Below are 14,899 nucleotides of genomic sequence, written 5' to 3'. Positions count from 1 at the left end.
ACATACTATTGATAATTAATTGTATTCAAGACCATTGACTCTAATACCTTAGCAACTTCACCACCGTTTCGCCCAACCTGCTTTTTGCCAGAAAGTTATTTTCCAGCTCCTGGTTAAAGGGTACCGGCGTATCTAATGAGGCGCATCGCAGTACCGGCGCATCGAGGTTCTGAAAACAATGCTCCCCTATCCAGGCCGCTATTTCACCACCAATTCCACCAATTAAAGTATCCTCGTGCAGCACCAGCACCCGGCCGGTTCTTTCAACTGCAGCTTTAATGGCATCGTAGTCTAGTGGCGCCAAGGTGCGCAGGTCAAGTATATCGATGGAGATCTCCGGATGCGCAGCCGCGTAGTCTTCTGCCCAAATTACTCCCTGTCCGTAGGTTATAATGCTTATATCTTCACCACTGCGCACATGTCGCGCTTTCCCAATTTCGGTTTCATAATACTCCGTTGGTACGTCGCCACTAACGCTGCGGTATAAGGCCTTATGCTCAAAATATAAAACCGGATTGGGATCATTGATGGCTGCTATCAAAAGCCCTTTTGCATCGGCAGGTGTTGATGGGTACACCACTTTTAACCCCGGCGTATGCACAAACCAGGCTTCGTTGGTTTGGGAGTGGAAGGGACCGGCCCCAACACCCGCGCCGCATGGCATGCGAATAACCACATTGGCACTTTGCCCCCAGCGGTAATGTATTTTGGCCAGGTTATTCACAATTTGCGTAAAACCCATGGTCACAAAATCGGCAAACTGCATTTCTATCATGCTGCGGTAACCCTGCAAGCTCAACCCTAATGAAGCGCCCAGAATAGCACTTTCACACAACGGCGTGTTACGCACCCGCTCCTTGCCAAACTCTTCTACAAAACCTTCGGTTATTTTAAATACACCGCCATATTCTGCAATATCCTGCCCCATCAATATAAGGTTATCGTGCTGCTGCATGCTTTGCTTCAGCCCTTCCTTAATAGCATCAATAAATCGGTGATGTGAAACTTCATCAGACTGCTGCACCGGCGGGTGTGAAAAATAAATTGACGAGCTTCGTACTTCGGGCTCCTTCTTCTCAGCATATACCTCCTGCAGTTCGCGTTCGGTATCTACATGCATTGGCTTTGCATTAAAGCCAATACTGCATTCTACATCAATATAATCTTTCAGGTCCTGGTGTATAGCATCTATTAACTCTTTGTTGAGTACATGCTTCGACATCAGGAACTGTTCAAAATTCTTTATGGGATCTTTCATTTCCCACACTTCAAACAAATAGGGAGGAACGTATTTTGTACCGCTGGCCTCTTCGTGGCCGCGCATGCGGAAGGTGGCGCACTCAACCAGGTAAGGCCGCTGGTATTCGGTGCAATATTTTTTTACGCCTTTTATGGTATCATAAACACCGAGGATATTATTTCCATCGATCTTCACTCCATCAATTCCATAACCGCGGGCTTTTTCAACCAGCGCCTCGCAACGGTATTGCTCATTCACCGGCGTGCTAAGTGCGTAGCCGTTATTTTCTATTACAAAGATCACTGGCAGGTCCCACACGGCAGCTACATTCACCGCTTCGTGAAAATCGCCTTCACTGGTGCCACCCTCGCCGGTAAATACCACCACTACCTTATTTTCTTTCTTTAGTTTATGCGCCAGCGCTATTCCATCTGCAATGCCTAACTGCGGCCCCAGGTGCGATATCATTCCACAAATATGATGTTGCGCATTTCCAAAGTGAAAGCTGCGCTCACGTCCTTTGCTGTAACCGCTCTGGTTTCCCTGCCATTGCATCAGCAATTTATGCAAGGGCATATGCCGGCTTGTAAATACACCCAGATTACGGTGCAGGGGCAGTATCCACTCATCTTCTTCCAGCGCCTGGGTAACACCCACTGCTATTGCTTCCTGACCAATGCCACTAAACCACTTGGAGATCTTTCCCTGCCGCAACAAAACCAACATCTTCTCTTCGATCATCCGGGGTAATAACAGGCTCTTATAAAAATGAACCAGTTGCTCAGTCGTCAAATCTTTGCTATCGAAGTGCATACAGTATGGTAATAAAATAATATACCATGAAGTTAGGGCAAATCAAATATCCATAGCGGGTGGCGGCTATTCTTTTTCGCTGGTTTTTTCTTTATATAATACCGACGTAACAATCGACAACAGCAGGCTGAACAAAAGCGCCCACCAAAACCCGTTCACCTGAAATCCTTTCAGCATTTTATCGGCCAGCAAAATGATAACGGCGTTGATCACAAATAAAAAAAGCCCTAATGTTACCAGGGTAATGGGCAACGTAATTAAGATCAGGATGGGTTTTACAATGGCGTTTAACACTGCCAGCACAAGAGCCAGCACTATTGCCGTTGTGAACGCATCTATTCGCACCCCGCTTAAAATATAGGATAATCCAAATGCAACGATGGAGGTTACGACGATACGCATGATGAAATTCATAGTATTAGTGGTTTAGTTATACATATGTCGGTGAGAATTGTAAATGTAACAAGCAGTCAGGTGAAGAGCAGGCTTTATCGTGAAACGGCAAACGTGAAACGTGAAAGGGCTCGCTAATTTCCCAGGTTCGCTCATGAACTTGCGCCGCCCAAATTTTTTTAGCCGATCACCGACAAAACGCGAGCCTTGAAATAGAGCGATCGTTTGCCGTTTCACGTTTCACGTTTGCCGATTGCCGATTCACGTTTCACTACCTTAAATAACCACCAACTCATAAAACTCCGCAGGATCCAAATACTTCTTCGCCAGTTCCTGCAGCTCTTTGGCAGTTATGGTCTTTATGATCTGAACGCTTCGATTGAAATAATCTTCATCCACATTGTTCAGGATCATACTCTTCCAACGGCCAATTACCTGAAAGGGCCCATCCAGATCGCCCAGAATGGTGCCTATCATTGAATTGCGCGTCATCATCATCTCTTCATCGTCTATCACCTCTTCGCGCAACTGCTCCATTTCATAATATACCTCCTTTACGGTTTCTGCTGTCACATCGCGCCCCGCTTCGGTGCTCACCATCCAGCCACTGGTCGCCGTAAAGTTCATTAAATAGCTGTAAATGCCATAGGTATAACCTTTCTCCTCACGAATATTACCCATTAACCGCGAACCGAAAAATCCACCCAGCACGTTGTTCAATACCTGCACTTTTTGAAAGTCGGGGTGGTTGCGGTTGGGGAAAGGCCGCGCAATGCGAATGGCCGACTGCACACCATCGGCATCATTTACTATGTGATACTTTTTCTCCTTTGCGGGTAACACAGGATGTTGTATTGCCTCGGCACCGCCTAAACCGGTACGCGGTTTTAATGGCAACTTGCCAAAATGCGTTTCCAGCGAATCAATAATTCCGGCAGGCAGTTTACCAGCTAAAAATATAACACAACGTCCCTCTTTGTAGTAATTATTGTAAAACGAAACCACGTCTTCACGGGTAACGCCCGTATAATCTTCCAGGTTGGTGTACTTTCCGTATGGGTGATCTTCACCAAACAAATAGGCATCTATTAACCGGCCGGCAACAAATTCGCCTTTCTGCAGGTTTACCTTTAACCGTTGCTGTGCGTTTTGCACATAGATATTCAGCTCTTCCTGTGGAAAAACGGCATCCTGTACCAGTTCGGCCACTACAGGCAGCAACTCGTTAACGTGTTTGCCTAAGGTATGCAGGGTTATGTCGGCCGTTTCGTTGTAACAGGCACGGTTGAGGTAAGCGCCGTGGTATTCAAAATGTTCGTTTATTTCAAAAGCATTGCGTTTGCTGGTGCCGTTCTTCAATAAAAAATTGGTAGCAGCGGCTACCGCCTTTTTAGTTTCGAACCAGTTACCGGCCGAAAATACCCAGTTCACCATTAAGGTATCTTCGGTACCCATATCAATTGCATATACTTCAACACCGTTACTGAGCGTATATTTTTTATAAGCCGGTAATTTTATATCAAAAGCAACCGGGTCTATAATTGGAGGAGCAATATTTCTGTTAGGCATATCTTCTTTTTAGTCGTCGTTTATTCGTCAATTAGTTCTCACTATAATACTTCAGTGTAGAACAATTATTTGTATTGAAAATCTTTTGGCTGTACTTCAAAATATCGTCGCCGGTTACGGAGAAGTATTTATCGCGGTCGCTGTTGAACAGTGAAGCATCGCCCAGTAATTCATAAAACGCCAGGTTGTTGGCGCGGGTGAGCACGCTCATATCTTCAAAGGCAAGCGTAGCCTCGGTTTTGTTCTTTATTTTGGTAAGCTCTTTTTCGCTGATGCCATGCTGTTTCAGTTTTTCAATTTCTTCATTGATGGCCTTTTCAGCGTCTTCCATTTTTACGCCTTTTATCAATTTGCCTTCAATGGCCAGCAGGCCTTTGTCCACCGTTCCAAAATGGTAACACTCTATTTGGCTGAACAACTGCTTTTCTTTTACCAGTTTTTGGTATAGGCGCGATGAACCACCGCCACCCAACACCTCGGTAATCAGGTCGGCTACATAATACCCATGATCGAGACGGTTATCCATATGCCATACCTTATAAATAGCATCGAGCGGAACGTTGGCTTTAACCTCCATTTCGCGGGCTTCGTTTTGCACAGGTTCATCAGGTATTTGGCGATTGTATTTATCTCCCATTTCAATATCGCCAAACCATTTTTCGGCCAGTTGGCGCACCTGGTCGGCCTTTACATGGCCTGCTACAACCAATATAGCATTTACCGGGCGGTAATGTTTAAAGAAGAAATTCTTTACATCCTGCAAGGTGGCATTTTCAATATGCGAAAGTTCTTTGCCTATGGTCATCCAGCGATAGGGATGTTGTTTGTAAGCCATTTCGCGCAACTTAAACCATACATCACCGTAGGGTTTGTTTATGTAATGCTCCTTAAATTCTTCAATAACCACTTTACGCTGCACGTCGAGGCTTTTTTCGCTAAAGCCCAGCGATAGCATGCGGTCGCTCTCTAACCAAAACGCTGTTTCCAGGTTTTCGGCCGGCAGCTGAATATAATAGTTGGTTACATCGTTGCTTGTGTAGGCATTGTTTTCGCCGCCCGCCATTTGCAGGGGCGTTTCAAAATCTTCAATATTAACCGAACCACCAAACATCAGGTGTTCGAACAAATGGGCAAAACCTGTTTTATTGGGATCTTCGTCTTTGGCGCCTACATCGTACATCACATTTAATACCGCCATTGGCGTTGAGTGATCTTCATGTACTATAACCCGTAATCCATTCGAAAGCGTGAATTTTTCAAATTGTATCATATGCCGTAATTGCTTTTATTGGGAAGTAAAACCTGTAAGGTTCGCCTTTGGGTTCTGAAAGAATATTAGGCTGACGCGATCCTGACAGGTCGGTCTTAAAAGCTGATCCGCCAGCAGGCGGATGCAATTGAACCTAATATAAGTTCAGGCTGAAAATGATGCACCTTACAGGTCAGCCCGTGACTACAAATTAACGACAAGTTGAGGTATTTGGTTGAAACTGATTGAGAAAAGACGTTACCGCCCGGTTAAGATGTTTTTCACCTTCAGGGTAAGCACAACGGGCCCCTCTTTTCGTAGCACCAACACTTTAAGCTTTTCGCCGGGCGTTTGCATCAGGTTCTTATATGTTTGAATATTATTACTGAAATTGTTCGCCACGGCCATAATTACGTCGCCTTCCTTAAAACCCGCCTGCTCGGCTGGGGATTCGGGCATAATATCAACTACCTGAATTTCACCGTCAACCACATACATGCCCAGCCCGGTATAGGAGTAATCAAACTGTTCCTTATAATGCGAATTGGGGGTCATGTAAATATCCTTACGCTCATAGTTTATAATCAGGTTGAACCGGCGCAACAGGTCATTACCAATTAACCCCGCCAGGGCCGGGTAGGCCGTTACATTATATTCATCGTCGAAAATATAGGTAGGAACGTTCCTGAACCTGAAGGGTCCCACCTGAACCTGCTTTATAACTCCCTGTTTCATAGGCGCTTTACCACCCAACCCCTCAGCCTGGGTAGCATACCATTTACGCTTGGGCTTTATAAAATTGCTGTCGCTTACAAAATCGGCCGACAACAGCAGGCACATGCCGGCGCCGGTATCAAAATAGAACCTTGAAGTAAGGGGTCGGTTGTCTCTTATATTAGCACCCAAAATTGGAATAGTATTGATGAGGGGTTTCAGCAAAAAGCCGCCACGGGGGTATTTGATGGTGCCTTTGGTGTAAACCGATATTTTGAGGCTGTCATAATCAACCGCTACAATATACCTGGCCAAAAAGCTAAGACCAATAATACCATCTATTTTTTCGCCATAGGCGCTGGTGAGTACATCGTAGTCATTAATATGAAAATCAAGGTTTTCTACATCCAAATTATCGGGCATGTGCAGGGTTTGCCGGTAAGAAAAATAAACCCGCCGTACCCCCGCAATGCCACGAATGGTGCGGTCGCTCAAAGTGGTTTGAACCTTTAAATAGCTGGCGGTGGCCGAATCGAGCGAAATGCCGCCGCTACCAGTATCGAGAATGAAATTAAGCGTATCGGGAAAATTGCTCAGCCTGGCCTTTAAAGTAATAATGCCCCCCGTGAGCAGTTTGAACGGAAATTTGGCAATAAGCTTTGCCGGCGGCGGAATAAATTCTTCCTGGGCCTGCACAAAAGATGCCGTCAGTATTAGTAGCAAAATGGGTATGGTCAACAATCGCATGGGTGCGCGGTTATGCAGTAAGTAAGATAAAATATTTATGTGAAACTGTTAAACCATTGGTATAAAAACACATAAACAACGCCCTTCGCCTGCTAAAATACTGCGAACAGGATATGTATACCATACGATTTACTTCTTATACCATACGTATTGAACCGATCGTTTAGTACTTTTGTTGCTACAATAAATTTTTCTATGCACCTGGATGATCTGTACGCGAAAGCCCTGAATTTTGAAATGCTGAGTATTGAGGAGGGAATGCACCTTTTTGAACATGCCCCCTTAACGGAACTGATGTTTGTAGCCAACGAATTACGTAAAAAACAGGTGCCTCATGGTAAAGTTACCTGGCAAATAGACCGTAACGTTAATACCACCAACGTATGTATTGCCAACTGTAAGTTCTGTAACTTCTTTCGCATACCCGGACATGCCGATGCCTATATTACCGATATTGATACCTATAAAAAGAAGATCGACGAAACCATCCGCTGGGGTGGCGATCAGTTATTGTTGCAAGGTGGCCACCACCCTAACCTGGGTTTACAGTTCTATGTTGACCTTTTTAAACAATTAAAGTCACTGTACCCTACCATTAAATTGCACACCCTTGGGCCCCCCGAAGTAGCCCATATCACCAAACTCGAAAAAAGCACCCACCGCGAGGTGCTCACCGCCCTCAAGGAAGCGGGTATGGATAGCTTACCTGGCGCCGGTGCCGAAATATTGGTTGACCGCGTTCGCCGCCTTATTTCAAAAGGAAAATGCGGCTCACAGGAGTGGCTCGATATCATGCACGAAGCGCATAAACTAAACATCACCACTTCGGGTACCATGATGTTTGGCCACGTAGAAACAATACGCGAACGTTTCGAACACCTGATGAAAATCAGAGAGGTGCAAGCTAAAAAGCCTGCCGAAGCCAAAGGTTTCCTGGCATTTATTCCCTGGACCTTCCAGGACGTTGACACTCTGCTGACTAAAATTCGTGGTGTGCACAACCTCACCACGCCCGACGAATATATTCGCATGATTGCCATAAGCCGCATCATGCTGCCTAATGTGAAGAACATTCAGGCCAGCTGGCTTACCGTTGGTAAACAAACTGCCCAAATATGTTTGCACTCAGGCGCCAATGACTTTGGCAGCATCATGCTCGAAGAAAATGTGGTAAGCGCCGCCGGCGCCCCCCACCGCTTCACTTTTAAAAGCATGCAACAGGCCATTAAAGAGGCCGGGTTTGAACCACAATTGCGTAACCAGCAATATGAGTGGCGCCAAATGCCAGCGCAAATAGAGGAGCAGGTGATTGATTATTAGTAGAATTATTTTTCATATGAAGCCCCGACAGTAACGCCGGGGCTTTTTATTGTCTGATAATCATCAATTTTCATTTGATTTGGCTTATTATTTCTCTTTAGCGGCCCGCATCTAAAGCTAAAAAAATGATAGATTACCCTTATTTGCACTAAAAAATAACGGTTGATATTCAATACAATCCTAATTTCAAAGTTATATATCCGGATAGGTATAGTATCCTGAAAAAACCATGAAGAGTCCCTTTCGTAAATTGATAAGAATTGCTGTAGTACTGCTTGCTGCCGTGCTTCTGTTCAATTTTTTTGGCTATTACATGATTCATCTGTCGAGCAAACAGAATGAAAAAATGGTAAAGCTGGTGAATATCAGCGCGCAACAGCAAACGCTTAGTCAGCTTATTACCAAAGACGTAATGCTGCTTACGAAAGGCAACCTGCCCGAACGTGAACAACAGGCCATTCGCGAAGACCTGAAAAAAGCCACCGACACCTTTATTGACTGCAACCAGCTTTTACGCGAAAAAATAAAGATCGAAACCGATGAACCGGTCACCAACGACCTGCTTGAAATAACCCGCGAACTTACAAATGCCCAAACCCATTTGAAAGGCATAGTTGCCGTGGCCCAGGAAGTGATTCAGGCCGATAGCCAGTTACTGGCCATTAATGGCGCATTGTACAAACAGCAAATAATCTATAGCGAAAGAAAGTTCTTCCCACTAATGAACGAAGTGGTAGAACGCTACACCGCTGTTGTTACCGATAGAATTGAAGAATCGAGCAATATCAATACCGGCAAATTCATTTCGCTTATCATTGCCCTCATCTGTCTTATTTTCCTGGTAATAGATCCTTTGCTGCGCAGCAATAAACAAAACTACGAAGCGCTGCAAGCCGCACGCAATGCCTTGCTGCGTGAAAAACAATATCTGTCGTCCATTCTCAATTCGCAAACCAACTACGTTATTCGTATAGACCGCAATGGCAATTTCACATATGCCAACCCGCAGTTTTTGCAATCCTTTAGGTATACCGAAAATGAACTAATGGGTGTTGGTTTTTTTACCACCATTCATCCCAAAGATCTGCACCGTTGCCAGGAAGTGGCCGATCAGTGCTGGCAACACCCGGGTACGGTTTTCAAATTACTTATAAAAAAACCAATTAAAAGCACCAATACTTTTCAGTGGACCGATTGGGAATTTATTGCCCTACAAAATGAAGATGGTGTTTCTGAAATTCAGGGTATTGGCGTGAACGTTACCGAAAAAGTAATTGCCGAACAGGCGCTGCAGAACAGCGAGCAAAAATTCCGGTTGCTTGCGGAGCATGCTGAAGATATTATTTCTGTTAGCAATCCCGAAGGCGTTTTCCAATACGTATCGCCTTCGGTTGAAAAAGCGCTTGGTTATAGCCGCGAAGAAATGGAAGGCCATAGCATTACCTCCTTTGTTCACCCTGAGGATGTGCATGTGTTCACACCGCACAAGGGCAGCATTGCATTGGGTAGAATTGACAACCTTACCCTACGCTACCGCATTATAACCAAATGGAGCGAATATATTTGGCTTGAAAGTATTTTGAAGCCGGTACAGGAAAACGGCGAAGTAGTAAAGATCATTACTACTTCACGTAACGTAACCGAACAAAAGAAAGCCGAGGCAGAACGTGAACAGTTGCTGGTTGATGTAAAACAATCGGAAGAACTGTTGCGCACCATTATTGATAGCACCCCCGACTGGATCTTTATAAAAGACCACAACCACAAGTTTCTGCTGGTAAACCAGGCCTTTGCCGATTCGCTGCGCAAAACACCAAAGGAAATTGTTGGTAAAGACGATCTTGAAATTGGTTTCCAGCCCGAATATGTTACCGGTGACCCGTCACGTGGCATTCGTGGTTTTTGGGCCGATGATGATGAAGTATATAAGACCGGCAAGGTTATGTACATACCCGAAGAGCTAAACTTTGCCAATGGTCAGCAGAATACTATGAGCACAGTTAAAGTGCCCATGAAAGATGCCGAAGGAACTGTGTGGGGTGTAATGGGCTTTGTACACAACATTACTCCGCTTAAAAAAGTAGAAGAGAACCTGCGTCGTAAAGACCAGTTATTACAGGCGGTAGCCGAAGCAACGCATTTGCTTATTAGTAACAACAACCTCGATCAGGCCATTGGCGAAGCCATTCAGCTGCTGGGTATGAAGATGCAGGTTGATGCGCTTAATGTATATAAGAACGAATACGTGCTGGCTGAGGACAAATGGTACACAAGCAGGTTATGGCAATGGGAAAGCGCCACCGATGAACTGATCTATCGTTCGCCCGAATTTCAAAATAAGGACCTTGACGTTAAGTCGCCCCTTTTTCAAACCCTTATACGGGAAGAAATATTCTGCAGCCATGTAAAGAATATCGACTATCCGGTTTTGCGTTCTTACTATGAAGAAAGAGGCGTTAAAACCGCCGCCGTGCTGCCCATATTTACCATGCATTATTTCTGGGGCTTTGTAGCCTTTAGCGATTGCACCCAGGAGCGCGACTGGACCATTACCGAATTCAGTATACTGCAATCATTTGCCGCCACCCTGGCCGCCGCCATCGAGCGTAAGCAAATGGAGCAGGAGCTGGTGCAGGCAAAGGATATGGCCGAATCGGCCAACCAGGCCAAGAGCGAATTCATGGCAAACATGAGCCACGAATTGCGTACGCCTATGAACGGCATCATTGGTTTTACCGACCTGGTGCTTACCACTTCATTACAACATTCACAACGCGATTACCTGGAGAATGTAAAGAAATCAGCATACGGTTTGCTCGATATCATCAACGACATTCTCGACTTCTCAAAACTGGAAGCAGGTAAACTGCAAATAGATAATACCTCATTTAGAATTGATGAACTGGTTGAAGAAACCATCGACATACTGACTGTAAAGGCTTTTGAAAAGAAGCTCGAAATGGTTTGCCATATCGATCCGTTATTGCCCAGCCGGGTTAGCGGCGACCCTGTTCGTATACGCCAGATCTTTGTGAACCTGTTGGGCAACGCCATTAAGTTTACACAGAAAGGCGAAATATTTGTGTCGCTGAAAAAAGCGGGCACCATATACGTTAAAGACAAAAAGAAATTCATCAATATCGAATTAAGCGTACGTGATACCGGTATTGGTATTCCCAAAGAAAAACTGGTAAAAATATTCGACAGCTTTACGCAAGCCGATTCTTCAACCACCCGTAAATACGGTGGTACCGGGTTAGGACTTACCATTTCAAAAAGCCTGGCTGAATTAATGGATGGCAGCTTGAACGTAGAGAGTGAAGCCGGCCGTGGCAGCACGTTCACCTTGCGCCTGCCGCTTGAAATTGTAAATCTTGAACCACAAATTACCGGCGCTTACCGCCCGCCATTAAAGAAAGTATTGGTGATTGATGACAATGCCAGCAACCGTTGGATGATGCAGGAAATATTCCGCTACTTCAACATCCCATGCGAAACAGCAAAAGGCGGCAGGGAAGCATTGGCCATTTTAGATCGCATACATGAACATGGCGAGCCGCTCGATCTTATTTTAACCGATCACCATATGCCCGAAATGGATGGCATGCAACTGGTACAGGAAATACGCAAATCATCAAAAGTTTTTGCACAACCTGTTATTATGATGCTGTCTTCTTTAGAGAAGAATTTGTTCCAACGCCAGGCAGAAAAGCTGGGCATACAAGCTTTTCTTAGCAAACCGGTTAAACTGTATGAATTATACGCTACGCTTTCTGCTATGTTCATCACAGGCACGCAACAGCCTGAGAAATTAAGCCCAATACCAACTATTGAAAAAATAGCTGATGCAGCAAGTATAATGGTGGTTGAAGACGAACCTATCAATATGATGTTGATCACAGAAGTATTGAGCAGAATGGGGTTTGCTGTTATTAAGGCCACCAATGGTAAACAGGCGCTTGAGCTGTTGCAACAGCAGGACCCTCAGCTGATATTTATGGATGTGAATATGCCCGAAATGGATGGCTTTACCACTACCCGCCTTATAAGGCAACTGCCCGAGCCGTACTGCCTCATTCCCGTAATTGCCCTTACTGCCGATGCCATGCAAGGCGATAAAGAAAAATGTATTGAGGCCGGCATGAACGACTATATTTCAAAACCCTTTAAGTTAGAAGAGATTGAAGCGGTACTAAAGAAAAGGATGTTGCTGGTGTAAAAATTTTAACATTTTACCCGTTACATTTTTACAACCGCTGCGACCCATTTTTTGTCTAATAGTCAAACTAAATTCAGAAAATGATCAAACAGCAAACATCGACCTCTTTGATATTTTGTGTGCTAATGGATATCATTGGCTACGCTACCTACACTATACCCTTTCTGGGTGAGTTTGGAGATATCATTTGGGCCCCCATTTCTGCACTCATTTTCTACAAAACATTCGGTGGTTGGAAGGGTGCGTTAGGGGGTGTATTTAACTTTATTGAAGAAGCGCTTCCGTTTACCGATTTTATTCCGAGCTTCACTATCATGTGGTTTTTCAAATACTTGAAAAACCCGCAGCAACAGCCAATAAAAACAATCAAGATCACTGGCCGTTAACCTACAACAAATCGGTAGCCGATACCCTTAATTGTAATTATTTCAAGCAGGTCGTCTTCTTTTAAGTAACCGCGCAACTTCGTGATGTAAACATCGAGGTTGCGCGAGTTAAAAAAGGAGTCATTGCCCCAAAGCATATTCAAAATGTCTTTGCGGCCAATGATCTTTTCGCGGTTCTCGTAAAGTAATTTAAGTAACTCGCTTTCGCGAAACGACAGCTTTCTTTCTTCATTAAAACCTGTTAACAGCTGGCGGCTAACAGAAAAGTTGTATTTGCCAATGGGTAATGTATCTTTTCCATTGGTAGTACGGGCGCCCTGTTCTTTTACCCGAAGTGCATTTTCAATACGTACTATTAATTCTTCCATACTAAATGGCTTGCGTATATAATCGTTGCCGCCAATGGAAAAGCCTTTTACCAGATCATCAGTTTGTGTTTTGGCTGTAAGGAAGATGATGGGCACCGTAGCATTTATTTCGCGTATTTCACCGGCAAGCGTAAAACCATCTTTATTAGGCAGCATTACATCCAACACGCACACATCGGGGTTTACCTTTTTAAAAACAGATAATACATTTACGCCGTCGCTTTCCATGGTAACTTCAAACTGCCGGCTCTCCAGGCTTTCTTTTACAATTTTGCCCAGGAATAATTCGTCTTCAACATATAGGACCTTGGTTTTACTCATAAGGCTGCGGGAAGTTTTATTATAAACTGGCTGCCAATACCGGGCTGGCTTTCTACATCAATTGAACCGTAATGCCGCTGAATAACATAGGCCACATAACTTAACCCTAAACCATACCCTTTTACATTATGGGTATTGCCTGCGGGCACCCTAAAGAATTTTTCAAATATCTTTTTATGATACTCAGCCGGTATGCCAATTCCGTTATCGGTTACCCGAAGTAAAATGCGTTCATTCTCCTCTCTTAGTTCAATATGAATGGAAGGGTTTTCCTTACTATACTTCAATGCATTATCAAGCAGGTTGAACAATACGCTGGTAATATGCAGGCGATCGGCTTCTACTTCAAACCGGTATCCCTGTACCTGCAAATTTACCTTGGCTTTGTATTTTTCAAATTGCAGCTTCATGGAGTTCACCACGTCTTTAACCAGCACGTTCAGGTCAACGATCTCTTCTTTTAATTCAACCTGGTGTTTTTCAAACATCGATAGCTTTAGTACTTTATCAACCAAAAACGATAACCGCTGCAACTCGTTCGATGAAATGGCCAGGTATTCTTTTGTTTTTTCGGGGTCTTGCAGGGCATCGAAATTTCGTAATGCCTCAATAGCCACACTTACGGTAGCAATAGGTGTTTTAAGTTCGTGGGTTATATTACTTATGAAGTCGTTCTTTATTTGTGTTAGTTTTCGCTGTTGCACAAGTGTGCGCATTAACAGCGCAAACGACAAAATGGTAAGCCCTACTAGGAATAGCGAAAACAAGATCTGCGGCCACATTTTTTGCAGGGCAAAGGGTGTTAAACTACCTACATCGAGATGATAGGTTATGGGGTGATTGATGCCAATGGTAATTTCATTTTCCTTTTCATAAAACGGCGGTCCGGGTATGTCGTCACGTGATGGGGCTTTACGGCTAAGAGGGGGTGAAGGCATGTCTTCCAACGACGTTACCTTATGGCTGGTAATAGTAAAGGGAATTAAAATGTTTTCTTTTCTCAGCCGTCGCCCATACCGCATTGTAAGTTCTTTTACACCAATAGTATCCTGCAATGAATCAACCCGGCTTAATACTCTTATTATTCCCGGGCCGGGGCCATCCTTAAAAATATGGATCTCTGAAAGTGAGTCGCCGGGTACGGCCCTCTCATGTATAAAATCGGTTGAAGTTTCCCTTACAAGTACATGAAACTTTTTCTCGTCCCCCAGGGAGTCAATTGCTCTTGCCCGCATGGCATCCAACATACCTACTGCGCCAAAACCGGCCCGCCTGAAATGTATATTCTGGCCAAGGCTGGTATCGAGCTTTAGCTTTTCTGCCCTAATATGTTGTACCGTTTCGCGAAACAGCACGTTGGTGCGAAAAGTTAGCTCCAGCTTTTTCTCCCTGTAATTCTTACGCAGCCAATATGCCTGGAAGGTTGCTACAGCTACAATAGCCAGCAACATTAAAACAACCGGAAAATACAAACGGCGCCTGTTCATAACACTACAAAAGTAGCCGTTTAAACCTGCCAGCCTAATACCATTAACCTTAATTAACATTAAACCAAGGTGC

The 14,899-nt window shown here is 44.4% G+C and carries 10 protein-coding genes; 3 read left to right on the top strand and 7 right to left on the bottom strand.

Annotated elements, in window-relative coordinates:
* Positions 1-40: 40 nt before the first annotated feature.
* From GGD38_RS17870 to GGD38_RS17850, 5 genes are all read right to left on the bottom strand, one after another.
* Positions 41-2,053, bottom strand: coding sequence for a thiamine pyrophosphate-dependent enzyme (locus GGD38_RS17870; RefSeq protein WP_375297612.1), 2,013 nt, complete (start codon positions 2,051-2,053; stop codon positions 41-43).
* A 66-nt stretch (positions 2,054-2,119) separates the two neighbouring features.
* Positions 2,120-2,467 (bottom strand): phage holin family protein, encoded by a 348-nt coding sequence (locus tag GGD38_RS17865; RefSeq protein ID WP_375297611.1) that lies wholly within the window; start codon positions 2,465-2,467, stop codon positions 2,120-2,122.
* A gap of 255 nt (positions 2,468-2,722) precedes the next feature.
* Positions 2,723-4,015 (bottom strand): M16 family metallopeptidase, encoded by a 1,293-nt coding sequence (locus GGD38_RS17860; RefSeq protein ID WP_375297610.1) that lies wholly within the window; start codon positions 4,013-4,015, stop codon positions 2,723-2,725.
* A 31-nt stretch (positions 4,016-4,046) separates the two neighbouring features.
* Complete coding sequence (locus tag GGD38_RS17855; RefSeq protein ID WP_375297609.1) at positions 4,047-5,285, bottom strand: M16 family metallopeptidase; 1,239 nt, start codon at positions 5,283-5,285, stop codon at positions 4,047-4,049.
* Positions 5,286-5,522: 237 nt separating this feature from the next.
* The gene (locus GGD38_RS17850; protein WP_375297608.1) at positions 5,523-6,725 is read right to left on the bottom strand and encodes an aspartyl protease family protein; all 1,203 of its coding nucleotides are present in this window, start codon (positions 6,723-6,725) and stop codon (positions 5,523-5,525) included.
* A 195-nt stretch (positions 6,726-6,920) separates the two neighbouring features.
* On the opposite strand from GGD38_RS17850, the gene mqnC reads away from it, so the two are divergent.
* From mqnC to GGD38_RS17835, 3 genes are all read left to right on the top strand, one after another.
* Positions 6,921-8,045 carry a cyclic dehypoxanthinyl futalosine synthase gene (mqnC, locus tag GGD38_RS17845; RefSeq protein WP_375297607.1) on the top strand — a complete coding sequence of 375 codons (1,125 nt, stop codon included), beginning with the start codon at positions 6,921-6,923 and terminating at the stop codon, positions 8,043-8,045.
* 229 nt (positions 8,046-8,274) lie between these two features.
* Positions 8,275-12,264 (top strand): response regulator, encoded by a 3,990-nt coding sequence (locus tag GGD38_RS17840; protein ID WP_375297606.1) that lies wholly within the window; start codon positions 8,275-8,277, stop codon positions 12,262-12,264.
* An 80-nt stretch (positions 12,265-12,344) separates the two neighbouring features.
* Positions 12,345-12,650, top strand: coding sequence for a hypothetical protein (locus GGD38_RS17835; protein ID WP_375297605.1), 306 nt, complete (start codon positions 12,345-12,347; stop codon positions 12,648-12,650).
* Here GGD38_RS17835 and GGD38_RS17830 read toward each other — a convergent pair.
* Both GGD38_RS17830 and GGD38_RS17825 read right to left on the bottom strand, forming a co-directional pair.
* Entirely contained in the window at positions 12,647-13,339 is a 693-nt protein-coding gene (locus GGD38_RS17830) for a response regulator transcription factor (protein ID WP_375297604.1), read from the bottom strand. The genes GGD38_RS17835 and GGD38_RS17830 overlap by 4 nt on opposite strands.
* On the bottom strand, positions 13,336-14,886 hold the full coding sequence (locus tag GGD38_RS17825; RefSeq protein WP_375297603.1) for a sensor histidine kinase: 1,551 nt from the start codon (positions 14,884-14,886) through the stop codon (positions 13,336-13,338). Before GGD38_RS17825 ends, GGD38_RS17830 begins: the two co-directional genes overlap by 4 nt.
* Positions 14,887-14,899 lie beyond the last annotated feature (13 nt).

Origin of the sequence: Niastella sp. OAS944, assembly GCA_024809215.1 — a bacterium.
GTDB lineage: Bacteria > Bacteroidota > Bacteroidia > Chitinophagales > Chitinophagaceae > Niastella.
The sequence above is the reverse complement of the archived record's forward strand: the minus strand, read 5'-3'. Positions and strand labels throughout refer to the sequence as shown.